The following is a 22,740-nucleotide window of genomic DNA, read 5'->3' as shown; positions in this document are numbered from 1 at the left end:
TATCCCCTGTGTGCCTTGGTGTGTTCTGGACACCAAAGGAAGGGTGAATGGAATGGGGGCTCCGGGAGCCGTGTCCCCGCCCGCTCTACAATGCCCCCGTGCCCCTCCTGCGGTGGACCCGCGGCGTGCGCCTGCTGGCCGCGCTGCTGGCGCTTGTCGCGGGTTTGGCTTACCCGCTGAGGACCCTCCCCGACGCGCCGCCCATGGGCGCGCAGGCTCACCACACGGGCTCCTGCGGGGGCAGGACGCCCGCGCCCGGGTCCTCCCCCGGCGCGGCCCACGACGCCCACTGCCTGTTCTGCCTGACCGGGGCCTTCTCCACCGCCCCCGACCCGGCCCTGCCCATTCCCCATCCGGCGGGACGGCCCGCGCATGGACCGTCTCCCGCGCCCCGCGCCGCGCACGCCTTCGTGGCCCACGCGGATGCCCGCGCCCCACCCCGCGCGACGGCCTGAAGTCCCGCGCCAATCCAACGTTCCGAGCGACGCCCCTGCGCAGGGGCGCCGACCTCCCGTTCACCTCCCGGAGAATCCATGTCCCCATTCCGCCGCGCCCTGCCCCTGTTTCTCGCCCTGCTGCTGCCCGTCGCCGCCGCGCACGCCACCGTCCGCACCGAGACGGGCCTGACCGAGAGCAAGGCCAGCGCCTCCGAGACCTACCGCCTGGGCGTCCCGACCGAGAAGGACGTGGACACCACCCAGGTCCGCCTCCTCGTCCCGGCGGGCCTCACGATCACCCGCTTCCAGGCTATGCCCGGCTTCACCCGCACGGTCACGCTCAACAGCGCCGGGCTGGTGACGGAGGTGACCTGGCGGGGCCGCATCGCGCCCATGGAATACGCCCGCTTCTTCTTCCAGGCCCGCAACCCCGAGGGGGCCGGGACGCTGAGCTGGAAGGTGTACCAAACCTACGCGGACGGCTCGGTCGTCGCCTGGGACGACACCGACCCCGAGAAGGCGCCCGCCAGCAAGACCACCCTCAAGTGAGGGAACGGGGGAGAGGCCCCGCGCCCTCCCCCTCCCGAAAGGACCCCCATGCGCTTTCTGCTCCCCCTGCTCGCCGCCCTGACGCTGGGCTCGGCGCTGGCCCACACCGAGGTCACCTCGGTCGTCCCCGCCGCGAATGCCCGGGTGACTGCCCCGAAAACCGTCACGCTGACCTTCGATGAGCCCATCAACCTGCGCTTCTCGACCTTCAAGGTGGTGCCGCTGCCCGCCGGGGCGGACGCGGAGAAGACCGCGACTGCCGCCCTCGCGCGCAAGGACGACGCGGAGCTGCGGGCCGACACGGCGCCGAAGTTGACCGGGATGGCCGCCCTGGTTCGGCTGCCCCTCCACGCGGGCCTGAAACCCGGCACCTACCTCATCGTCTGGCACATCCTCTCGGACGACGGGCACCCGGTGAGCGGGCATTCCGTCTTCCGGGTGGGCTGAGCCGCGCCCCGTGCTCCCCGCCCTGGCCGCCGCGGGGTTCCTGACCGCGCTGGGCACGCTGCTCCTGGTGGGGGGCACCTTCGCCCGCCGCGTGCTTACGCCCACCCATCCCCGTCCGGGCCTCCTGGCGCTGGGATTCGCGCTGCTCGTGCTTGGGGCGGGGCTGGAGGTCGGCTGGACGCTGAACGACCTCGGCTTCCTGACCCTCCCGGACGCCCTCGCCTACGTCACGACGACCGCGCCGGGTCGCGCCGCCCTGACGACCGTGATGGGCGGGGCGCTCCTCCTCGCCGCCGAGCTGTCCGGCTGGCCCGGGTGGCTGGCGGTCCTGCCCGGGGCCGTCCTGCTGTGGGGTGTGGCGGGTGCTGGACACGGCGGGTCGCACGGCCCCGGCACCAGGGTGCTGACCGCCCTGCATCTGGGGGCGATGGGCGTGTGGGTGGGCGGCGCCCTGGCCCTCCTCACCGTTGCCGCGCCCACCCCCGCCCTCGCGCGGCGCTTCACGCCGGTCGCCGTGACCTGCGTGGCCCTGCTCTCGGGCACGGGCCTCCTGCTCACCCTGCGGCACGCCGGAAACCTCCTCGCGCTCCCGGACAGCCTCTACGGCCAGACCCTGCTCGTCAAGCTCGGGGTGGCGGCCCTCACCCTGCTCGCCGCCGTGCTCGTGCGCCGCGCCTTCGCCCGGGGGCGGGGGGTCCGGCGCACCCTCGCCCTGGAGACGCTGCTGCTGCTGGCCGTGCTGGGCGTGTCCGCCGCCCTGGGCACCACCCCCCCGCCCACCCACGGGGAACACACCCAGGCCGCCCTCGCCCCGCCCTGAGCCGCCCCCCTGCCCAGACGCCCGCTCCCGGGGATCGGAGCGGGCGTCATACTGTGGCGCATGGCGTATTCGCTCCTCGTGATGAAGTTCGGCGGCACCAACATGCAGGACGCGGCGGCGATCCGCCACAGCGCCACGCTCGCGGCGCGCAGCATCCGGGAGGGCGTGCGGGTGGTCGTCGTCGTCTCCGCAATGGCCGGGGTCACGAACGGGCTGCTGCGGCTCGCCGACGCCGCGCAGGGCGGTGACATCGCGGCGGCCAACGACGAGATCGCGGCGATGCGGACCCGCCACTTCGCGGCGGCGCAGGAACTCGGCGCGGCGCCCGATTCCGCCGCGGTGCGCGAGATCCGCGAGCTGCACGAGACGCTGCGCCAGGCCGTCTACGGCGTCTACCTGCTGCGCGAACTCACCCCCCGCAGCCGCGACCTCATCGTGGCCTTCGGCGAGCGCCTGAGTGCGCCGTTGATGACCCTCGCGCTGGAGGGCCAGGGCCTGCGCGCCCACCACCTCACCGGCGGGCAGGCGGGCATCACGACCGACGCGCACTTCGGCAACGCCCGGCCCCTCCCCGGCACCTACGCGCGCATCCGCGACCGCCTGGGCGCCGTGCTCGACGCGGGCGTCACGCCGGTCGTGGCGGGTTTCATGGGCGAGACGGAGGACGGCGCGATCACCACCCTGGGGCGGGGCGGCACCGACTTCTCCGCGACCATCATCGGCAAGGCCCTGCACGCTGACGAGGTCTGGGCCTGGAAGGACGTGGACGGCGTGATGAGCGCCGACCCCCGGGTGGTGAAGGACGCCCGCAACATCGAGGTCCTGAGCTACGGCGAGGTGATGGAACTCGCCTACTTCGGCGCGAAGGTCCTCCACCCCCTCGCGGTCACGCCCCTGCGCGAGAGCGGCATCCCCCTGCGGGTGAAGAGTGCGGCCGACCCCGACTTCCCCGGCACCCTGGTGCAGGAGGCCGCCCACAACGAGACCGGGCACCCGGTCAAGGCCGTGACCGCCATCCGACAGGTGAGCCTGATCAACGTGACGGGCGCGGGCGTCCTCGGCGTGCCGGACGTGGTCGCCAGCTTATTTGGCGCCATCGCCCGGGAGAACATCACCCTGCTGATGGTCTCCCAATCGAGTTCCATGAGCAACGTGTCGCTCGCCGTGCAGAGCGTGGACGCGGGGCGGACGCTCGCGGCCCTGCGCCGCGCGGTGACGGCGGAGCTGAACGTCGAGGAGCAGCCCGGCGTGGCCGTCCTCGCCATCGTGGGGGCGGGGATGCGCGGCCAGAAGGGCGTGGCGGCGCGGCTCTTTTCCGCGCTCGCCCGCAGCGACGTGAACATCCTGATGATCAGCCAGGGGTCCTCGGAGCTCAACATCAGCGTCGCCATCGAGGGCTCGCAGGTCGAGGGGGCGACCCGCGCCGTCCACGCCGCCTTCCAGCTCGGCGAGCCCGCCGCGGCGGCTGATTGATTGCCGGAGTGTTCCGCCGCCAGCGCGCCGCGATCCTGACGGCCGCCCTGCTGCTCGTCGCCGCTTACGCCATCAACGCGACCAGCGCCCTGCGCCTCTTCTACCCGCACGCCGTGGCCGAGGTGGCCGCCCTCCCCGCCGCCTCCCCCTACCGCGCCGGGCAGCGCCTCCTGGTCGTCTCGCCCCACCCCGACGACGAGACGCTGTGCTGCGCGGGCAGCATCCAGCAGGCGCTCGCGGCGGGCGCCCAGGTCTGGGTGGTCTGGCTGACGAGCGGCGACGGCTTCGAACTCGACGCCCTCCTGCTGGAACATGCGCCCCGGCCCACCGGTGCCCCCCTCGCCGGGCTCGGCGAGCGGCGGATGGGGGAGGCCCGGAGGGCGATGGCGGCGCTGCGCGTCCCGCCGGGTCACCTGATCTTCCTGGGCTACCCCGACCGGGGCCTGCTCCACCTCCTGCGCGAGAACTATGGCCGCCCGTACACCTCGCGCTACACCCGTTCCACCCGGGTGCCCTACGCCCAGGCCCTCTCGCCGGGCGCCCCCTACACGGGCCGCGACCTGGAGCGCGACCTGGGGCGGGTCCTCGACCGGGTGAAGCCCGACCTGGTCCTCGCCCCCAGCGTGCGGGACGCGCACCCCGACCACCGGGCGACGAGCGACTTCATCGCCCGGCTGCTCGCCGCGCGGGGACAGGCGGGCCGCCTGCGCTTCTGGATCGTCCACGGCGGCCTGGAATACCCGCTCCCCAAGGGGCTGCACGAGGGGCTCCCGCTGCTGATCCCCCCGCGCGGCCGCCACCTCGCCTGGCAGCGCCTGGACCTCACCGAGGCGCAGGAGGACGGCAAGCTGCGCGCCCTGCGCGAACACCGCTCGCAGATGAACGTGATGGCCCGCTTTCTCCTCGCCTTCGTCCGCGAGAACGAACTGCTGACCCCCCAGGCCGCGCCCAGCCGACGTTGAGGAGTGGGGCTGACTAGTCCAGCCCCAGCCGGAGCCCCGCCGCCTTCACCCGCGCCAGCCAGCTCGCGTACTCCTGGCGCTCCACGCTCTGGGTCACGCGGCCCGGCAGCGTGCGGTTGCCGGTGCAGCCCTTGACCGTCACGCCGTTTCTCTTCCAGACCGCCGGACAGTCGGGGAACCACCAGTTGTTGGTGCTGTTCTTCCCGCGCAGCGGGGTCTCCCAGCGCACCAGGTTGTCGCGCGCCGAGTTGTTGTAGAAGGTGCCGTACTTGCGGTTCCCGTTCAGGTCCCAGACGTACAGCCCCACCCCCTGGGTGCCGATGGGCCGCCCGTCCGGCAGGTAGCCGCTGGACAGGATGCGGTTCTCGTACGCCTGGATGTCGTGCCCCGCCGAGATGGCGATGCCCTGGTTGCCCGTGTTGATGATCACGTTGCGGTAGGCCTTGATATAGGCGTTGGCATCGCGCAGGTTCTTCGTGCCGCCGTCCGCCAGGTTCATGCCGCCGCCGCTGTAGTGCCCGTCGGTGGGCCGGGCGGGGTAGGCGCCCTGGATGTAGTTGTTGTGGATCAAGATGGACGAGTTGGGCACCCCGCTGGACAGGAACATGGAGATCACCTCCTCCGGGCGGCTCTTGCCCGGCTCGTTGATCACCTCGTTCCAGGCAATCTCTGCCCCGGCCAGCCGCTGCACCCCGTTGAACTGCACGAACTGCACCAGCCGCGCGCGGTCGAGGGAAAAGGTGTTCGGCCCGGTGCTGTAGCGCCCGTCGATGTTTTTCGCCCGGTTGCGGCGGATCTTGATCGTTTCGCCGCGCTCGGCCGTGCCCTTGTAGTCGCGGAAGTACATCCCCGAGGTGCCCACCAGCTCGTTGTTCTCGACGACCGCGCTGCGGAACTCCTCCAGGTGCAGGAAGCGGCCGGGGTAGCGGTACTCGGAGAGCGGGCGGCCCGGGTTGAGCGCGATCCCCCGGGTGCGCCGGATGGTGACCCGCGCCCCCTGAAAGACGCTCTTGATGAGCGTGCCCTTGCCCTGGACCACCGAGTCCTCGATGATCACGGGCTCCGAGGTCTTGATCAGGACCGCCGCCTGATCGGGGTTGAGGCTCTGCCAGTTGCCCCGGTAGGTTCCCCCGCGGCTGATCACGATGGGGCCGCTGAACTGGGGGGTGGACGCCTTTGCCGCGCTCTGGGCCAGCGCCTCACCCGGCAGGCTGGCGGCCAGCAGCGGGAGCAGGAGGGCGAGCAGGGCGGCTTGCCGGGGAGAGGCAGGAGTCATGGAAGACTGATTCTAGCGCGTCCGCCCCCGCATTCGGAGGGACTTCCGGGCAAGCCCCGGGACACCTTCATGGCGGCCAGGTGCGGCAGGCTCACCCGAGCAGGGCGGCGCGGCCTCAGCGCGTGTCCCGCTCGCCCCGGGGCGAGCGCCGCAGCCGGGGCCAGCGCTGCCCCAGGATCAGGTACAGCCCGGTCACCCAGACTGCCGACGCCGCGAAGCCCGCCAGCACGTCGCTGGGGTAATGCACCCCTAGGTAGTTGCGGCTCAGCCCCACCGCGAGCGCCCACCCCACCCCCAGCACCGCGGCGGGCCATCCCGCCCGCGAGCGCCAGAACACCAGCGCGAGGGCGAAGCCAAAGGCCATGTTGCTCATCGCGTGCCCGCTGGGAAAGGAGTAGCCCGGCTCGCTCAGCACGGCCCCGAGTTCGTCCGGGCGGGGCCGCTGGAAGATGACCTTCGCCAGCACGTTCAGCAGGGTCGCCCCGCCCACGGCGGCGGCCAGGAACCAGGCGTGGGCCCGCGCCCCCACCCGCGCGAGCCCCAGCGCGATGGCGGCGGTGATGAGCGGCAGCAGCGGCACGCCCCCCAGCAGCGCGAGTCCCCGCGCCAGGCGCGTCAGCCCCGGCGTCCGGTGCGCGGCGTACCACGCCAGGACGCTCTGGTCCCACGGGTAGCCCCCCTCCCGGAATACGTCCTCCGTGAGGTCGGCCAGCAGCAGCAGCGGCAGGAGGATGCCCAGCAGCAGCAGGGCAAGCTGGGTCCAGTGACGCGCGAGCAGATGCGGGAGGCGGCGCATTCCCCCACTCTAGGCCGGGTGCGCGCGACGCCCTCCGCCATTCGGCGCACGCCCGCTGCGCCACCCCACCGATGCCCGCGCGGGGTCCCGGGGCGCACCATGGGGGCAGCCGGGAAGCAGGAGTGCCGAGCGGCGGAAAGGAAAGAGACGATGAATCACCAGATGCAGCTCGACCTCAGCCGCGACCGCGCCCAAGCCCTGCGCGCCGAGGCCCACCGCGACCGTGAGGCCCGCCGCGCCCGACCCGAGCGGCCCGCCGCGCGCCCCCTGGAAGCCCTGCTCAGCGCCCTCCACCTGCGCCCGCGCGTTCGCCCCGCATGATCGGCTGCGCCTTCACCAGGAACCGCCCCCTCCGCTAACGAGGGGGTGGCGCATTTTGGGCCGCGGCGGTATGAGTTGGACAGGGCTTTGGGTTTGGATTGGCCGGTTTGCCCCCACCCCCCAGCCCCCTATCCCCAGAGGGGGCAGGGGGAGCTTTCCGCTGCGCTCGGCAAGGGACCCGCCCACTCCGCCTGTAGCCGTCCTCTTCTACCCGGAAGGTTTGATCTTGCTGCATCCTGAGCCGCTCGCCCACCGTCTCGCTGCGCGAGCCGACGTGGTGAAGGCGGTGCGAGAGCAAGTCAAGGGGTGGGAGTGGGCCGTCCACCATAGACGGTTTTAGGAAGCGAGGGCTTTAGCTTTTTTCGCTCCTCCCCCCTTGCGGGGGAGGCTGGGTGGGGGGTGGCCGCCGCAGCCTGCCCTCTCTAACGCAGGGGCAGGGCCGGGAGCAAGAGCCATCCGCTCCCCCTTGCCCCTCAGACCGGCGCCTCGTTCGCCGCCCGCTGCGCGAGGAAATCCTTCACGCTCTGCGCGGCGCGCAGGTTCATGCCCGGCACGCGGGCGATCTGCTCGACGGGCGCTCCCGCCAGGTCCTCCAGCGAGGTGAAGTGTTCCAGCAGGGCGTCCTTGCGCTTCTGGCCGATGCCCGGCAGGTCGTCGAACACGCTGCGGAGCATGTCCTGGCCGCGCAGCTTGCGGTGGTAGCTCACGGCGTAGTTATGGACCTCGTCGCGCACGCCGATCAGCACGCGCAGGGCGGGGTGCGAGTGCGGCAGCAGCAATTCCCGGTTCACGCCGACCTCCGTGCCCGTCTCCAGCCACCACTGCGCCCCGTACCGGCCCGGCAGGATGATCCGCTCCTCCCGCTTGGCGAGGCCCAAGACCGGCAGGTGCAGGTTTGCCTCGCGCAGGGCGTCGAGCGCGGCGTTGACCTGCCCGCGCCCACCGTCAATCAGGATCAGGTCGGGCAGCGGCAGCTTGTCCGAGAGTGACCCGGTGAAGCGGCGCGAGATCGTCTGCTTCATCGCCGTGTAGTCGTCGGGGTGGTCCAGGCCCTTCACCTTGAAGCGGCGGTGTTCGCCCCGCCGCGCCCGCCCGCCCTCGAACACGACCATGCCGGAGACGATATTCGTGCCGAAGAGGTTGGAGTTGTCGTAGCCCTCGATGCGCCAGGGCCGGTCGGGCAGCGCCAGCACCTCCCGCAGCGCGTCCAGCCCGGGATGGTCGCCCCGCCGCTCCAGCAGCGCGAGTTCGGACTCCAGCCCGTTCTGCGCGTTGCGCTGCGCCATATCCACGAGGTCCACCTTGTCGCCGCGCTTGGGGGTCCGCATCTCGACCCGGTGCCCGGCCTTCTCGCTCAGGAAGGCACTCCAGATCGGCGCGTCCTCGAACTCGGCGGGGAGCAGGATCAGGGGCGGCACGTGCGTGGCCTGCGAGTAGTAGTCCTGCACGAAGGCGCCCAGCACCTCGCCCACGTCGCCCCCGCCCTCCGCGTCCGTCAGGAAGCGCTTGTCGCGGCCCACCACCCGCCCGCCGCGCAGCCGGAAGAGCTGCACCATCGCGTACTCGCCCGCCTGCGCGACCCCCAGGAAATCCAGGTCCGTCTCCTCGCTGACAAAGGCGTGCTGCTCGGTGCCGAAAAGCTTCTCGACGGCGTTCACCCGGTCGCGTAAGCGCGCGGCCTGCTCGAAATCCTGGGCTTTCGCGGCGACCTTCATGTCCTCCTTCAGCCGGGCGATCACCGGGGCGGCGCGGCCCTCCAGCAGCGCCTTCACGTCCTCCACCACCCGCGCGTAGTCGCCCGGGTCCGCCGCGTCGATGCACGGCCCCAGACAGCGGCCCATGTGGTAGTTCAGGCAGGGGCGGGGCTTCTTCTGGAGGGGCAGCCCCGAGTTCTTCCGCAGCGGGAACATCGTGTCGATCAGGTGCTTGACCCGCCGCACCGCCGAGGCGTCGGGATACGGCCCGTAATAACTGCCGCCGTCCTTGAGCACGCGCCGGGTCACGACGAGCATCGGGAACTCCTCGTTCGTCAACTTCAGGAACGGGTAATGCTTGTCGTCCTTGAGCAGCACGTTGTAGTGCGGGCGGTGCTGCTTGATGAGGTTGGCCTCCAGAATCAGGGCCTCGACCTCGTTGCGGCTGGTGATGAATTCGAGCCCGTCGGCGAGCGCCGTGAACTTGCCGCTCTTGCCGCCCGCCTTGAAGTGCTGCGCCACCCGCGAGCGCAGGTTCACCGCCTTGCCGATATAGATGGGCGTGCCCCCCTTGCGGAAGATGTACACGCCGGGCACGGTCGGCAGCACGGGCAGGTCGTCGAGATGCACACCCCAGGATAGGGGAGAGCGCGGCGGGCCACCGGAAGAAGGCTCACCGCGCTAGCCTCGGCCCATGTTCCCCGCCCGCCTGTTCCTCGTTCGCCACGGCCAGACCGCGAGCAACGTCTCGCAAATCCTCCGCGGGCCGTCAAGCGCCGACGATCCCCTCGACGCGGTGGGGGAGGCCCAGGCCCGCGCGGTCGCCTCCCACCTCGCCGCCCTCAATCTCCCCCGGCCCCGGGTGTATGCCAGCCCCTATCTGCGCGCCCGCCAGACCGGGGAAGCCATCGCCGCCGCCCTCGGTGTGCCCCTGACCCTCCTGGACGGCGTGCGGGAGATCGACCCCGGCGACTGGGTAGGGCGCCCCTACAGCGATCTGCGAACCTTCAGCCACGAGTTGCTGCATCCGGCGGGCGGGTTGGGCTTTCCGGGGGGGGAGAGCCTGGCCGACGTGGCCGCCCGCTTCCGCGCCGCGCTCCCCGCCCACCCGGAGCCCGCCGTGATCGTCTCGCACGGCGCGGCCCTCACGGCGCTGCTCGCCGCCCTGCTGGGGGTGGATCACCGGGAGGCCTGGGCCGGGAGCCGGTTCGCCCACGCGAATACCGCCGTCTCCGAGCTGGAATGGGACGGCGAACGCTGGCGGGCCGTGCGCCTGGCGGACGCCTCGCACCTCCCCACCGCCGGGGCTTGACCCTCAGACCACCTGCCCCGCCACCGTCCGCGCGTATGCCGCCAGATACCTCGGCACGATCTGGTCCGGGTGGAAGCGGGTCAGCGCCGCCCGCCGCGCCGCCGCGCCCATCGCCAGATACAGGTCGCGGTCGCGCAGAATCCGCAGCGCCGCGTCGGCCATCGCGTCCACGTCGCCCACCGGGACGAGAAAGCCCGTCACCCCGTCCTCCACGACCTCGGGGATGCCGCCCGCGCCCGAGGCGACGACGGGAACCTCGCAGCTCATCGCCTCCAGCGCGGCCAGGCCGAAGCTCTCCTGCGACGACGGCAGCAGGAACAGGTCGCTGATCCCCAGCACCGTCTGCACGTCCGGGAACGAGCCCAGGAAGTGCGTGCGCCCGGTCACGCCGAGCTGCCCGGCGAGTTCCACCGCTCGGGGCCGCTCGGGGCCGTCGCCCACCATCAGCAGCCGCGCGGGAATCTCGCTCGCCACCCGCGCGAAGACCTGCACCACGTCCTCGACCCGCTTGATGGGCCGGAAGTTGGAGACATGCACGATCAAAGCCTCGTCCGGGTGCGCGAAGCGGGCGCGCACGGCAGGGTCGGTCACGCGCGTAAAACGCCCCGAGTCCACGAAATTGTGAATCACCTCGATCTCGCGGTCCACGTCGAACACCTCGCGGGTCTGCCGCGCCAGAAAGTGCGACACCGCCGTCACGTGGTCACTGCGCTCGATGGCGTGCCGCGTCGTGTGCCGGAAGGCGGGCTCGGCCCCCACGAGCGTCACGTCGGTGCCGTGCAGGGTGGTGATGACCCGGCTGCGCCCCGTGATCGCCCGCGCGTGGATCGCCGCCGTCGCGTGCGGAATCGCGTAGTGCGCGTGCGTGAGGCTCACGCCCTGCTCCAGAATCACCTCCGTCAGGGTGTTCGCGGCGGCGAGTTCCGGGTACGGCTGGTCGAACAGCGCGTAGGCGAAGCCGCTCACCTGGTGGTAAAAAGGCCCCCTCACCCCCTGGTGCCCCGACAGCCGGAACGGCATCGCCGGGCCGACGAAGTGGACCTCGTGCCCGGCCTGGGCCACCTTGAGCCCCAGCTCGGTGGCGACCACCCCGGAGCCCCCCGCCCCCACGTGGCACAGCACGGCAATCTTTTCTGGAATGGGCGCCATAACTGCCGAGTATAGGACCACGGGCCTCCCCTCCGCGCGGCGCTCACAGGAGCGTTCCGCGGCTGATCCGGGGCAGAGGTTACCCGTCCCCTGTCAGAATCGTGTGCGCCCCCGCTATCTAAGGTAGCCCCACATGCTCGCCATCGTGACCGACTCCACCTGCGACCTTCACCCCGATGTGGCGCGCGACCTCGGCCTGCGCGTCGTGCCGCTGCACGTGCTGCTGCGGGGCCGCTCCTTCCTGGACTGGCACGACATCGACCCCGACGCCGTGTACGACCACCAGCGGGAGGGCGGCGAGGTGAGCACCCAGCCCGCCACCCAGACGGCCTTCGAGGCGACCTACCGCGACCTCCTCGCCACCCACGAGGGCGTGATCAGCCTCCACCTCAGCGGGCAGCTCTCGGCCACGGCCGAGCACGCCCGGTTGGCGGCCCAGGCCCTGAATGCGGGGAGCCGGATTCAGATCGTGGACAGCGGCCTGGCCTCCCTGCCGCTCGCCGAGGCGGCCATTGCCGCGTGTGAGGCAATTCGTGCGGGCGGCGACATGGCCGCCGCGCTGGGGGCCATTCAGGGCGTCCAGAAGAGCCTCCTCGCCGAGTTCACCGTCCCCACCCTGGAGTACCTGCGGCGGGGCGGGCGCCTCTCGCGCACCCAGGCCCTCATCGGCAACATGCTGGGGGTGAGGCCCGTCCTGCGCTTCGACGAGGGGCGCCTCCAGCCGGTGCGGCGGGTGCGGGCCTCCCACGCCACGCGCGACATCCTCGCCCAGCTCGAGGAACGCTTTGGCCGCGAGCCCGTCGCCGTCACGGTCGGGCACGCGGGGCGCGACCCCGCCCGCATCGCCGAACTCAAGGCCGCGATGGACGCCAGCCGCCTCAACGTCGCCCGGGGCCGGATGCAGCTCATGGGCCCGGTGATCGGCGCCCACGTCGGCCCCGGCACCTACGGCCTGATGGCCCGGCCCCTGCTGGCCTGAACGTTCACTCCTTGCGGGCGAGGAACAATACCCGCGTGAAGGCGTAGAACACCCGCTCCCCCGGCCAGCGTTCCCGCAGCCTCCCCAGGTACGCGGCGACGAACCGCTCCCCGTCCGCCGCGCTCAGCCGCGAGAGGTACGGTACGAGCGCCGTGCCCCGCGTCCAGTCCACCACCCCCTCCGCGCCGGGCAACACCACCGGGTACACCCTGCTCATCGCCACGATGTCCACCCCGCCCAACTCGTCCAGCCTCTCGGCGTAGGCGGCGGGGGTCATGACCGGCGAGGCCCCCTGCGCCGTGCCGAAACGGGTGAACCCGCCGAGCTCCGTCGCGAACTCCCGCGCCGTCTCGGTCAGCAAACGGTGGCTGTCGTGATCGTGGTTGGCGGGGACCTGCACCGCGATCACCCCGCCGGGCCGCAGATGCCCCCAGAGCCGGGCGAGCAGCGCCGGATGATCCGGCAGCCACTGGAGCGCCGCGTTCGAGAACAGCAGGTCGTACTCCCCCCGCAGGTCGAGAATGTCCCCCCGCTCGAACCGCAAGTTGGGCAGGCCCCGCGCGTTCGCCTTCGCCAGCATCTCGGCGCTGCTGTCCAGGCCCGTCACCCGGGCGTCCGGGAAACGCTCCGCCAGCGTCCGCGTGTGCTCCCCGGTCCCGCACCCCAGGTCCACGATGTCCCGGTAGGGGAGGTCAGGGAGCAGGGCCAACAGGTTGCGGACTGGCGCGCTCCGCGCCTCGCGGTGGCGGTGATACTGCTCGGGATTCCAGGTCATGACTCAGCCTAGTCGGCCTGCCCCGCTGGTGTACGTACTGTAGTGGTAACAAGGAGGATAACGGCCAGGGAGTAGTGGCTAGAAATTAATACAAGAGAGGAGAATAGGGCTGCCACCTCTCCCTCTTTGCCCAAATTACCCGTCCCCCTCGCGCCGCTCCTTGTCCCCAGCCTTCTTGGCCGCCGCATGGGCCACGGCGAAGGCGCGGTGCTCGTCCCCGCCGTATTCCTCCAGCGCATGGTTGAAGGCCTTCAGGAAGGCTTCCTTCTGATGCTCGTCGTACTGGTCTACCTGCGACTGCGGCAGGTCCGAGATGCTCCGGTAGGGCATGGCGTCCTCCTGCGCCCCAGCGTGGGGGCCGCCGCTGAGAGGACGGCACCTCCCGGGTAAGGCTGGAGAAAGGAGACGGCACCCGCAGGCGCGTCCCCTGGTCTCTCCGCGCTCAGAGCCGCGTCAGGTACGCCCGGCCGCCCTCGACCTCCGCCGCGTGGCCCGTGCCGGGGCCGAAGCTCAATTCGGCCGCCAGCACCTCCCCGGCGATGAAGTCGCGCCACGCCTGGGCCGCCTCCCGCGCCTCTCCCTCCAGCTCCAGCGCGAGGCGGATGCGGTCCTGCACCTCGAAGCCCGCCGCCTTGCGCGCCTCCTGAATGCCGCGCACGAGGTCGCGGGCGAGGCCCTCCAGCACCAGCTCGCGGGTGAGGTGCGTGTCGAAGGCGACGAGGAACCCCCCGTCCTCCGCGGCGGCCACGCCCTCCGGCGCCCTCGCGTCCACAAGGACCTGATCCGGGGTCAGCGTGAAGCTCTGCCCATTCGCCTCCACGGTGAAGCGCTCGCCGTTCTGGACCGCGTGGGCCACAGCCGCCGCGTCCGCGTTCGCCAGCGCCGCCCGCACCTGCGGCAGCGCCTTGCCGTACACCTTGCCCAGCACCGGGAGGTTGGGGCGCAGGCTGTACTCCACGAGGTCCGTCACGCCCTCCAGGAACGTCACGTCCTTGACGTTCAGTTCCTCCATGATCTGTTCCTGCGAACGCCGCAGCGCGTCCGTCAGTTCCGGCGTGCTCGCCCGCACCGTCGCGCTCGCCAGCGGCTGCCGGGTCTTGAGGTTGTGTGCCCCGCGCACCGCCCGCCCCAGCTCCACCACCTTGATGACGGCGGCCATCTCGGCGGTGAGCCGCTCGTCCAGCCGCTCGGGGCGCACCTGCGGCCAGCGGGTGAGGTGGACGCTCTCGGCCCCCAGCCCGCGCGTGAGGTTCCCGTACATCGCCTCGGCCAGGAAGGGGGTAAACGGCGCCGTGAGCTGCGAGACGGTCAGCAGCGCCTCGTGCAGGGTGGCGTAGGCGGCCACGTCCACCTGTCCGGCGTCCCCCCAGAAGCGCGAGCGATTACGCCGCACGTACCAGTTGCTCAGGTCGTCCACGAAGCGTTCCAGCGCCCGACCACCGCCCCGGGCGTCGTAGGCATCGAGGCTTGCCGTCACGTCCCGCACCGTCTCCTCCAGCCGCGCGAGCAGCCAGCGGTCCATCTCGGGGCGGTCCCCAGCGGCGGGCGCCTCCTCCAGCCCCGGCTGATCCAGGTTCGCGTACAGCACAAAGAAGGAATAGACGTTCCAGAGCGTATTCACGTAGCTGCGCTGCGCTTCGGCCACCAGCCGCTCGGAGAAGCGCTTCTGGTCGCCGGGGTCCGACGCCATGAACATGTACCAGCGCACGGAGTCCGCCCCGTAGCGGTCGAAGAGGGGCAGCGGCTCCACCACGTTCCCCTTGCTCTTGCTCATCTTGGCCCCGTGTTCGTCCACGATATGCCCCAGGCAGATCACGTTCCGGTATGCGGGTTGACCGTAGAGCATGGTGGCGATCGCGTGCAGGCTGTAAAACCACCCGCGCGTCTGGTCGATGGCTTCGCAGATGAAGTCGGCGGGAAAGTGCCGCTCGAACTGGACCTTGTTCGCCTCGGTGCCCGGCAGCGGACGCTCGCCCGTCTCGTCCGTCAGCAGGTGCCACTGGGCATACGGCATGGAGCCGGAGTCGAACCACACGTCGAGCACTTCTGGCACGCGGCGGTAGGTCTTGCCGTTCACCTCGAAGGTGATGTCGTCGATGTAGGGGCGGTGCAGGTCGAGGTCCGAGAGGTCCCTTCCCGCCAGCTCCGACAGCTCCGCCACGCTCCCCACCACGCGCAGGTCGCCGTCCTCGCTCATCCAGAAGGGCAGGGGCGTGCCCCAGTACCGCTCGCGGCTGATGGCCCAGTCCACGTTGCCCTCCAGCCAGTTGCCGAAGCGACCGTGCTTGATATTCGCCGGGACCCAGTTGATCTGCTCGTTCGTCTCCAGCATCCGGTCCGCCACGGAGTTCGTGCGGATGTACCACCCCTTTTTGGCGAAATACAGGATGGGGTCGCCCGTCCGGTCGTGGAAGGGGTAGCGGTGCCGGAGGGTCCCCGCGTGGAACATCAGGCCGCGCGCCTTGAGGTCCGCGATCAGGCCCTTGTCCGCATCCTTGAAGAACTTGCCGCGCTCCCCCGTCACCCGCAGGATGCCGTGGTCATCCACCCCGAACATGAGCGGCACGCCGTATTTCCGGGCGAGTTCCAGGTCCTCCGCGCCGTACGCCGGGGCCTCGTGCGCCACACCCGACCCGTCCTGGGCCGAGACGAAATCGGCCAGCGTGACGAAATGCATGACGGGGCGGCCTTCCGCGTTGCGCTCGTGCAATTCCTTCAACACGCCCAGTTCGACCGCCACCTCCGGGAAGGGCGGCTCGTACTCCACGCCCTCCAGGTCGCGGCCCGGGAAGGAGGCGAGCACCTCCAGCGGCGCGGCGTTCTTGTGCAGTCCGCTCAGGCGTTCGACCGCGTCCTCCGCGACGATGATCGTTCCGCCCTCACCCCGCGCCACCACGTACGTCAGGTCCGCGTTCACCGCCGCCAGCGTGTTGCTCGGCAGTGTCCACGGAGTCGTCGTCCACACCACGAGCGCCAGGCCCTGACGGTCCTCCTCGCTTAGCCCACCTAATGCCGCCCGCGCCCGCTCCGGCAACGTGTCCCAGAGGATCGGGAAGCGCACGTACACGCTCGGATCGTCCACCATCCGGTAACTGTCCACCTCGCCCAGCTCCGCGCGGGAGAGCGTCGTGGAGATACGCGGACTCAGAGGCACCACCTTGTAGTCCTGCGCGATCAATCCCTCCGCGTGCAGCCTCTTCAGCAGGTTCCACACGCTCTCCACATAGCTGTTCTGATAGGTGATGTACGGGTCCTCCAGGTCCACCCAGTACCCCAGCCGCTCCGTGAAGGTGTTCCACTCCTGGATCGTCTCCCACACCGAGGTGCGGCACAGGCGGTTGAACTCCTCCAGCTCGGCGCGGCTGGCCCCGTGGTTGCGGCCCAGCCACCCCAGCTTCTTCTCGACGCTGATCTCGACCGGAAGGCCGTGGGTGTCCCAGCCGCCTTTACGGGTGACGTGATACCCCTGCATCACCTTATAGCGGGGAAACAGGTCCTTGAACGACCGGGCCAGGACGTGGTGCAGCGCCGGTCGCCCGTTCGCGGTGGGCGGCCCCTCGTAGAAGACGTACTCGGGCTGCCCCTCGCGCCGCTCCTGGGTCTGCTCGAAGATGTGCTTCTCCTGCCAGAAGTTCAGGACGTTCGCCTCCAGCTCGCGGAAGCTGGGCTGCGAGGGCACCGGGCGGAACAGGGGAGAGGTGGGCTTGGGTTCGGTGGTGGTCATAGGTCCTCCAAGGGAGATCGGGAAAACAAAAGACAGCGCGTCCCAGACGGTATGCTGGGACGCGCCGGACTGTTCTCGCGCGTGGTACCACCCAACTTCGCCACGCTAACGTGGCCTCGTTGCGCCCGCTGTCGGGGGGCAGCCGGGACGGTCTACTGGGCCGGGAGGCCGTTCTTCGTCCGGCGCGGGAGGGGATCTTCGGCGGGGGGCGGCTCGTCCGGCTCTCACCGTCCCGGACTCGCTCGTGAGCGCTTTGCCCCGCGTACTCTTCTCTCGGTCGCCTTGAGTTGCTCACCCCCGGTGGGGGTGTCGCTCATGGTAGGGCCGCAGGATGACCTGGTCAATGCGCCAGGTGACGCATTCGTCCCCGGGGCGTATGGTGAGTGGACAACAGGTGGGAGAGGGGCCCGCGCCGAACACCTCGGCGCCCCGGCCCCCTCCCGAAAACCACTACTCTGACAGGAGGAGTCAACATGGAATTTTTTATCGATACCGCCGTCGTGGACGAGGTGCGCGAGATCAACGCCTGGGGCGTGCTTTCAGGTGTGACGACCAATCCCAGCCTCGTCGCCTCCTCAGGGCGCGACTTCAAGGAAGTCATCCAGGAGATCGCCGCGCTCGTGGGCGGGGCGATCAGCGCGGAGGTCACCGCCCTCGATGCCGAGGGCATGATCCGGGAAGGCCGCGAGGTGGCGAGCTGGAGCGAGCACGTCGTCGTCAAGCTGCCGCTGACCCCGGCGGGCCTCCAGGCCTGCCGGACGCTGACGAGCCAGGGCATCCGCACGAACGTGACCCTGTGCTTCTCGGTGCCGCAGGCGCTCCTCGCCGCGCGGGCCGGGGCCACCTACATCTCGCCCTTCGCGGGCCGGGTGGACGACATCGGCTGGGACGGCATCGAACTCGTGCGCCAGATCAAGGAGGCGTACGTGATGGGGGACATCCCCACCAAGGTCCTCGCCGCCTCCATCCGCCACCCGCAGCACGTGGTGCAGTCTGCCCTCGCCGGGGCCGACGTGGCGACCATCCCCTACAAGGTCTTCACCGCGATGATCAAGCACCCGCTGACCCAGGCGGGACTCGACGCCTTCCTGGGGGACTGGGCGAAGCGGGCGGGGGCGAGCCCCGAGACGCCCTCCAGTGAGGCGGGCACCAACCCGCAGGCGGGCGGCGTGACCGCCCAGGGAGGCCAGAAGAAGTGACCGAGCCCCACATCGCGCCGCTCCCCTTTCACGAACTCCAGCAGAAAATCCTGCCCGAGCTGCACCTCATCGCCGCTCAGAGCGGCATCGAGAACTACCGCAAGCTCAAAAAGGACGCCCTGGCCCTCGCCATCATGGAGCGCCAGGCCGAGGCCGAGGGCCAGGTCCTCGCCCGCGGCTACCTCGACATCAGCGCCGACGGCTACGGCTTCCTGCAGGCCGACCTCCTCGAACCGGCCTCCCGAAGCGTGCTCGTGACGGCGGGCCTGATCAAGCAGTTCCACCTCCGCACCGGCGACGAGGTGATTGGCCGCGCCCGGCGCCCCCGCGAGAACGAGCGCTATGGCACCCTCGTGCAGGTCGAGGCGGTCAACGGCCTGGACCCCGAGTCCGCCCGCCAGCGCCCCCGCTTCGACGACCTGACCCCGACCTTCCCCGACCGCCAGCTCGTCCTGGAAGACCCGCTGATGGACGACAGCCTCAGCCTGCGGGTGGTGGACCTCCTCGTGCCCATCGGCCGCGGGCAGCGCGCGCTCATCGTCGCGCCCCCGAAAGCGGGCAAGACGACCCTGCTCAAAAAGGTCGCCAACTCCATCGTCAAGAACTACCCCGACGTGACCGTGATGGTCCTCCTCGTGGACGAGCGCCCCGAGGAGGTCACCGACTTCCGCGAGAGCGTGCAGGGCGCCCAGGTCATCGCCTCGACCTTCGACGAGCCGCCCCAGCACCACGTCCGGGTGGCGGAATTCGTCCACGAGCGTGCCCGCCGCATCGTCGAGGAGGGCGGCCACGTCGTCATCCTGCTCGACTCGATCACCCGCCTCGCCCGGGCGAACAACCTCGTGACGCCGCCGACCGGGCGCACCCTCTCCGGCGGTCTGGACTCCAACGCCCTGCACTGGCCCAAGCGCTTCCTGGGGGCCGCGCGCAACATCCGCGACGGCGGCTCCCTCACCATCCTGGCGACCGCCCTCGTCGAGACCGGCTCCCGCATGGACGACGTGATCTTCGAGGAGTTCAAGGGCACCGGCAACGCGGAACTCGTCCTCAGCCGCCGCCTGGAGGAGCGCCGTATCTTCCCCGCGCTCGACATCCTGAAATCCGGCACCCGCCGCGAGGAACTGCTCCTCCAGCCCGAGGTGCTGAAAAAGATGTGGCTCCTGCGCAAGGTGATCTCCGACATGGACCCCGCCGACGCGATGGAGATGCTGCTCTCGCGCATGGGCAAGACGCGCAACAACGTCGAGTTCCTCCAGTCGCTCGCGGGCGGCTGAGTTCACCGTCCCTTTCCCCGGGGTGTCCGGGCGAATGCCCCTACGCGGGGCAGCCGCCGGACACCCCGTCCCCGGGGGCCGCGTGCCCCCCGGAGGTCCAGTGCCCGAGTTTCCCCCCCGCCCCCCACGGGGCCACGCCCCCCTGCCTTGGCGGCCACTTTCCCCGCGTCTGGCCCTCACCCTCGCGCTGGCCGCCCTCGCCCCCCTCGCCGCCGCCCGGCCCGCGAGCCCGGAAGGCGTCGCCGACCTCCTGGGTGTGCCCACCCCCGCGGACCTGCTCCGGACCGCCCTCCCCACCGTCCACCTGACGCACGTGGCTGAGCCCCCCAGCATCCTCGTCGTGACTCCCCAGCCCCCGGCGAGCGTCGCCGCCCGCTACGGGGTGCCCCCGGCGGCGGTGGCCGCCCTGCCCCGCCCCGCCGGGGAACAGGCCCGCCTCCTGCGCGTGCGGCTGCCCGCCCCCGCCCCGGCCCACCCGCCCGCGCTGCCCGCCTCCATAGTCACCCACACCGTGCGGCCCGGCGAGACCCTGGCGAGTATCGCGGCGGACGCGGGCCTGAGTCTCGTCGAGCTCCTGAGCGCCAACCTCGACCGGAGCAGCCTGGACGACCTGGAGGCGGGCGAGACCCTCCACATCCCGACCGCCGAGCGCGGTCTGCTCGTGCGAATCAAGCCCGGGCAGACCGCCTTAACGCTCATCGCCGGGTACGGGGCCGACCTCGCCCGCACCGCCTGCGCGAACGACGTGCTGCCCACCGCCCTCGGCGTGGGCGATTACCTCCTGCTCCCCGGGGTGCGCGCGGACGGCCTGTACACCCGGCTCGTCGAGCACCGCGAGGCACGGGAGGAGGCCGAGCGGCGGGCCGAGATGCAGGCCCGGTACGACCGCTACCTCGCCCAGCAGAAGGAGCGTGAGCGTGCCCGGCTCCAGGAGCGGTACGCCATGCAGGAGAAGTACGAGGCCTACCTCGCCTGGCGGGACAGCCCCGGGCGCCAGCGCCTGATCGAGGCGTACGAGCGGCAGGCGCAGTACGAGGCCGCCCAGGCCGCCCTCCGCGAACGCGAGCAGGCCCGCCAGCCCCTCAGCGTCCAGCCCGCTGGGGTGAACGTTTCCACCCGCCTCACCTGGCCGGTGCAGAATGCCCGCGTCACCAGCCGCTTCGGGGAGGCCGACATCGACTACCACAAGCAGGTCTTTCACGGCGGGGTGGACCTCGCCGCCCCCGCCGGGACCCCCGTGTACGCGGCGGCGGACGGCACGGTCACCGAAAGCGGGTATGGTGCGTACGGCATGAACGTCTACACGGCGCAGGGGGACAGCACGCTGGTGTACGGCCACCTCAGCCGCACCGCCGTGACCGCCGGGCAGACTGTCCGGCGCGGCGACCTGCTGGGCGAGGTCGGCTGCACCGGCATCTGCACCGGCCCGCACCTGCACTTCGAGGTCCGGCTGGACGGGCGGGCGGTCGACCCCCTGGCCCTGCTGCCGTGAGGGCCCCCGCCGCCGATCTGCGCCTGCTCGTGGTGGACGACGAGGAGCAGATCCTCGAACTGCTCGACCTCACCCTGGGCCTCCAGGGCTTCCGGGTGGTCACCGCCCGCAGCGGCCCCGACGCGCTCGCCGCCGCCCGCGAGGCCACCTTCGACGTGATCGTGATGGACGTGCTCATGGCCCCCTGGGACGGCTTCGAGACCGTGCGGCGCCTCCAGGCCGAGCTGCGGGCCGCCATGCCGCCCGTCGTCTTCCTCTCGGGCCTCAACCGGCCCGACCACGTGCCCGGCCTCGTCACCGAGTACCTCGTCAAACCCTTCCGGCCCTCGCAACTTGTCGAGAGCATCCGCCGGGTCGCCGCGGCCCGCAACTGACCCCCTCCTTCCCCCCAACTGGCCCTGCTCATGGGGCCAGTTTTGCCCTAGCCTGTTTCCATGAGCGACGTACAGACCGGAACCCCCCAGATCAAGCAGGGCTTCGCCGAGATGTTCAAGGGCGGCGTGATCATGGACGTGGTGACCGCCGACCAGGCCCGCATCGCCGAGGCCGCCGGGGCGACTGCCGTGATGGCGCTGGAGCGCGTGCCCGCCGACATCCGCGCGGACGGCGGCGTGGCCCGCATGAGCGACCCCAAGATGATCAAGGAGATCATCGCCGCCGTGACGATCCCGGTGATGGCGAAGGTCCGCATTGGCCACTTCGTCGAGGCGCAGATCCTCCAGGCACTCGGCGTGGACTTCATCGACGAGTCGGAGGTCCTGACCCCCGCCGACGACGGGTTCCACATCGAGAAGACGAAATTTACCGTCCCCTTCGTCTGCGGCGCCAAAAATCTGGGCGAGGCCCTGCGCCGCGTCGGTGAGGGCGCCTCCATGATCCGCACCAAGGGCGAGGCGGGCACCGGCAACATCATCGAGGCCGTGCGCCACGCCCGCACCGTGCTGGGCGAGATCCGCGCCATTCAGGCCCGCCCCACCGAGGAGCTGATGACGGTGGCCCGCGACCTCCAGGCCCCCTACCACCTCGTCCAGTATGTCCACGAGCACGGCAAGCTGCCCGTCGTGAACTTCGCCGCCGGCGGCGTCGCCACCCCCGCCGACGCCGCCCTGATGATGCACCTGGGCCTCGACGGCGTGTTCGTCGGCAGCGGCATCTTCAAGAGTGGCAACCCCGAGCGCCGCGCCCGCGCCATCGTCAAGGCCGTCACCCACTACGGGAACCCCGACGTGCTCGCCGAAGTCAGCGAGGACCTCGGCGCCCCCATGACCGGCATCAACATCGACAGCCTGATCCCCGAGGAGCGCCTCGCCGGACGCGGCTGGTAAGGGAAGGGGAGGGGTGCTGAGCGTTCGCCCCTCCGTTTCCTTTTGTAATTAATACAAAAAGAGACAAAGCAAAAGCAGTAGCAACAGTTCCTCCTCTCCCGGAGCCCCCATGACCCCATCCCCCACCACCACCATCGGCGTCCTCGCCCTCCAGGGCGCCTTCCGCGAACACCGCCAGCGCCTGGAAGCCCTCGGCGCCCGCGTCCGCGAGGTGCGCCTCCCCACCGACCTGAGCGGACTGGACGGCCTGATCCTCCCCGGCGGGGAGAGCACCACCATCGCCCGGCTGATGACCGATTTCGGGCTGTGGGACCCCATCCGTGAGTTCCACGCGCGCGGCGGGGCCCTCTGGGGCACCTGCGCGGGCGCGATCCTGCTCGCCCGGGAAGTTCTCGGCGCCCCCCCCCAGTTCGGCGGCCAGCAGGACAGCCTCGCCGTCATGGACCTCAGCGTGCGGCGCAACGCCTTCGGGCGCCAGGTGGATTCCTTCCACACCGGGCTCGACATCCCCGAACTCGGCGCCCCCTTCCCCGCCGTCTTCATCCGCGCGCCCGTGATCGAGCGGGTGGGGGAGGGGGTGGAGGTGCTCGCCCGGCACGAGGGAAGGATCGTCCTCGCCCGCCAGGGGCGGCTGCTCGCCTCCTCCTTTCACCCCGAACTCACGCCCGACACGCGGCTGCACGCGCTGTTCCTGAAGATGGCCGCCGTCCCCGTCCCCGGCTGAAGGGTCACCGCT

At 71.1% G+C, this 22,740-nt stretch carries 22 protein-coding genes; 15 read left to right on the top strand and 7 right to left on the bottom strand.

Going from position 1 to position 22,740, the window contains the following annotated elements:
- The first annotated feature begins 98 nt into the window (after positions 1 to 98).
- From DAERI_RS13730 to DAERI_RS13705, 6 genes are all read left to right on the top strand, one after another.
- Positions 99 to 455: a hypothetical protein gene (locus DAERI_RS13730; protein ID WP_103130007.1), complete on the top strand. Its 357-nt coding sequence runs from the start codon at positions 99 to 101 to the stop codon at positions 453 to 455.
- Positions 456 to 533: 78 nt separating this feature from the next.
- On the top strand, positions 534 to 986 hold the full coding sequence (locus DAERI_RS13725; RefSeq protein ID WP_103129988.1) for a DUF1775 domain-containing protein: 453 nt from the start codon (positions 534 to 536) through the stop codon (positions 984 to 986).
- Positions 987 to 1,034: 48 nt separating this feature from the next.
- A complete protein-coding gene (locus DAERI_RS13720) occupies positions 1,035 to 1,433 on the top strand; it encodes a copper resistance CopC family protein (RefSeq protein ID WP_103129987.1) in 399 nt (132 codons plus the stop codon).
- 10 nt (positions 1,434 to 1,443) lie between these two features.
- The gene (locus tag DAERI_RS13715) at positions 1,444 to 2,253 is read left to right on the top strand and encodes a CopD family protein (protein WP_235610389.1); all 810 of its coding nucleotides are present in this window, start codon (positions 1,444 to 1,446) and stop codon (positions 2,251 to 2,253) included.
- A gap of 60 nt (positions 2,254 to 2,313) precedes the next feature.
- Positions 2,314 to 3,726 (top strand): aspartate kinase, encoded by a 1,413-nt coding sequence (locus DAERI_RS13710; RefSeq protein WP_103129986.1) that lies wholly within the window; start codon positions 2,314 to 2,316, stop codon positions 3,724 to 3,726.
- 8 nt (positions 3,727 to 3,734) lie between these two features.
- Positions 3,735 to 4,688: a PIG-L deacetylase family protein gene (locus tag DAERI_RS13705; RefSeq protein ID WP_235610388.1), complete on the top strand. Its 954-nt coding sequence runs from the start codon at positions 3,735 to 3,737 to the stop codon at positions 4,686 to 4,688.
- A gap of 13 nt (positions 4,689 to 4,701) precedes the next feature.
- Here the strand turns inward: DAERI_RS13705 and DAERI_RS13700 are convergent, their stop codons facing one another.
- Together DAERI_RS13700 and DAERI_RS13695 are read right to left on the bottom strand one after the other, a co-directional pair.
- Positions 4,702 to 5,964 (bottom strand): hypothetical protein, encoded by a 1,263-nt coding sequence (locus DAERI_RS13700; RefSeq protein ID WP_103129984.1) that lies wholly within the window; start codon positions 5,962 to 5,964, stop codon positions 4,702 to 4,704.
- A gap of 115 nt (positions 5,965 to 6,079) precedes the next feature.
- On the bottom strand, positions 6,080 to 6,760 hold the full coding sequence (locus tag DAERI_RS13695; RefSeq protein ID WP_103129983.1) for a phosphatase PAP2 family protein: 681 nt from the start codon (positions 6,758 to 6,760) through the stop codon (positions 6,080 to 6,082).
- A gap of 150 nt (positions 6,761 to 6,910) precedes the next feature.
- Here DAERI_RS13695 and DAERI_RS13690 point away from each other — a divergent pair, with 150 nt between their 5' ends.
- A complete protein-coding gene (locus DAERI_RS13690) occupies positions 6,911 to 7,081 on the top strand; it encodes a hypothetical protein (protein WP_165794205.1) in 171 nt (56 codons plus the stop codon).
- A 473-nt stretch (positions 7,082 to 7,554) separates the two neighbouring features.
- On the opposite strand, the gene uvrC is transcribed toward DAERI_RS13690, so the two are convergent.
- Complete coding sequence (gene uvrC, locus DAERI_RS13685; RefSeq protein ID WP_103129982.1) at positions 7,555 to 9,405, bottom strand: excinuclease ABC subunit UvrC; 1,851 nt, start codon at positions 9,403 to 9,405, stop codon at positions 7,555 to 7,557.
- A gap of 64 nt (positions 9,406 to 9,469) precedes the next feature.
- On the opposite strand from uvrC, the gene DAERI_RS13680 reads away from it, so the two are divergent.
- Positions 9,470 to 10,087, top strand: a complete 618-nt coding sequence (locus DAERI_RS13680) for a histidine phosphatase family protein (RefSeq protein ID WP_103129981.1) — start codon at positions 9,470 to 9,472, stop codon at positions 10,085 to 10,087.
- A gap of 3 nt (positions 10,088 to 10,090) precedes the next feature.
- On the opposite strand, the gene bshA is transcribed toward DAERI_RS13680, so the two are convergent.
- The gene (gene bshA / locus DAERI_RS13675; protein WP_103129980.1) at positions 10,091 to 11,236 is read right to left on the bottom strand and encodes an N-acetyl-alpha-D-glucosaminyl L-malate synthase BshA; all 1,146 of its coding nucleotides are present in this window, start codon (positions 11,234 to 11,236) and stop codon (positions 10,091 to 10,093) included.
- A 133-nt stretch (positions 11,237 to 11,369) separates the two neighbouring features.
- Between bshA and DAERI_RS13670 the strand changes: the two genes are divergently transcribed.
- Positions 11,370 to 12,215: a DegV family protein gene (locus DAERI_RS13670; protein WP_103129979.1), complete on the top strand. Its 846-nt coding sequence runs from the start codon at positions 11,370 to 11,372 to the stop codon at positions 12,213 to 12,215.
- Between the two features lie 4 nt (positions 12,216 to 12,219).
- Here DAERI_RS13670 and DAERI_RS13665 read toward each other — a convergent pair whose 3' ends face one another.
- The 3 genes from DAERI_RS13665 to ileS form a co-directional block, all read right to left on the bottom strand.
- Positions 12,220 to 12,990 (bottom strand): methyltransferase domain-containing protein, encoded by a 771-nt coding sequence (locus tag DAERI_RS13665; protein WP_103129978.1) that lies wholly within the window; start codon positions 12,988 to 12,990, stop codon positions 12,220 to 12,222.
- A 135-nt stretch (positions 12,991 to 13,125) separates the two neighbouring features.
- The gene (locus DAERI_RS13660; RefSeq protein ID WP_103129977.1) at positions 13,126 to 13,320 is read right to left on the bottom strand and encodes a ChaB family protein; all 195 of its coding nucleotides are present in this window, start codon (positions 13,318 to 13,320) and stop codon (positions 13,126 to 13,128) included.
- 112 nt (positions 13,321 to 13,432) lie between these two features.
- A complete protein-coding gene (gene ileS / locus DAERI_RS13655) occupies positions 13,433 to 16,714 on the bottom strand; it encodes an isoleucine--tRNA ligase (RefSeq protein WP_103129976.1) in 3,282 nt (1,093 codons plus the stop codon).
- A 473-nt stretch (positions 16,715 to 17,187) separates the two neighbouring features.
- On the opposite strand from ileS, the gene fsa reads away from it, so the two are divergent.
- From fsa to pdxT, 6 genes are all read left to right on the top strand, one after another.
- Complete coding sequence (gene fsa / locus DAERI_RS13650) at positions 17,188 to 17,913, top strand: fructose-6-phosphate aldolase (RefSeq protein ID WP_103129975.1); 726 nt, start codon at positions 17,188 to 17,190, stop codon at positions 17,911 to 17,913.
- On the top strand, positions 17,910 to 19,187 hold the full coding sequence (gene rho / locus DAERI_RS13645) for a transcription termination factor Rho (RefSeq protein WP_103129974.1): 1,278 nt from the start codon (positions 17,910 to 17,912) through the stop codon (positions 19,185 to 19,187). Before fsa ends, rho begins: the two co-directional genes overlap by 4 nt.
- A 100-nt stretch (positions 19,188 to 19,287) precedes the next feature.
- A complete protein-coding gene (locus DAERI_RS13640; RefSeq protein WP_103129973.1) occupies positions 19,288 to 20,679 on the top strand; it encodes a peptidoglycan DD-metalloendopeptidase family protein in 1,392 nt (463 codons plus the stop codon).
- On the top strand, positions 20,676 to 21,053 hold the full coding sequence (locus DAERI_RS13635) for a response regulator (protein ID WP_103129972.1): 378 nt from the start codon (positions 20,676 to 20,678) through the stop codon (positions 21,051 to 21,053). The genes DAERI_RS13640 and DAERI_RS13635 overlap by 4 nt, the downstream gene beginning before the upstream one ends.
- A 60-nt stretch (positions 21,054 to 21,113) precedes the next feature.
- Complete coding sequence (pdxS, locus tag DAERI_RS13630) at positions 21,114 to 22,004, top strand: pyridoxal 5'-phosphate synthase lyase subunit PdxS (RefSeq protein ID WP_103129971.1); 891 nt, start codon at positions 21,114 to 21,116, stop codon at positions 22,002 to 22,004.
- 109 nt (positions 22,005 to 22,113) lie between these two features.
- Positions 22,114 to 22,728, top strand: coding sequence for a pyridoxal 5'-phosphate synthase glutaminase subunit PdxT (gene pdxT, locus DAERI_RS13625; protein WP_103129970.1), 615 nt, complete (start codon positions 22,114 to 22,116; stop codon positions 22,726 to 22,728).
- Positions 22,729 to 22,740 lie beyond the last annotated feature (12 nt).

It is taken from the genome of Deinococcus aerius (assembly GCF_002897375.1).
GTDB classification, from domain to species: Bacteria; Deinococcota; Deinococci; order Deinococcales; family Deinococcaceae; genus Deinococcus; species Deinococcus aerius.
The sequence above is the reverse complement of the archived record's forward strand: the minus strand, read 5'-3'. Positions and strand labels throughout refer to the sequence as shown.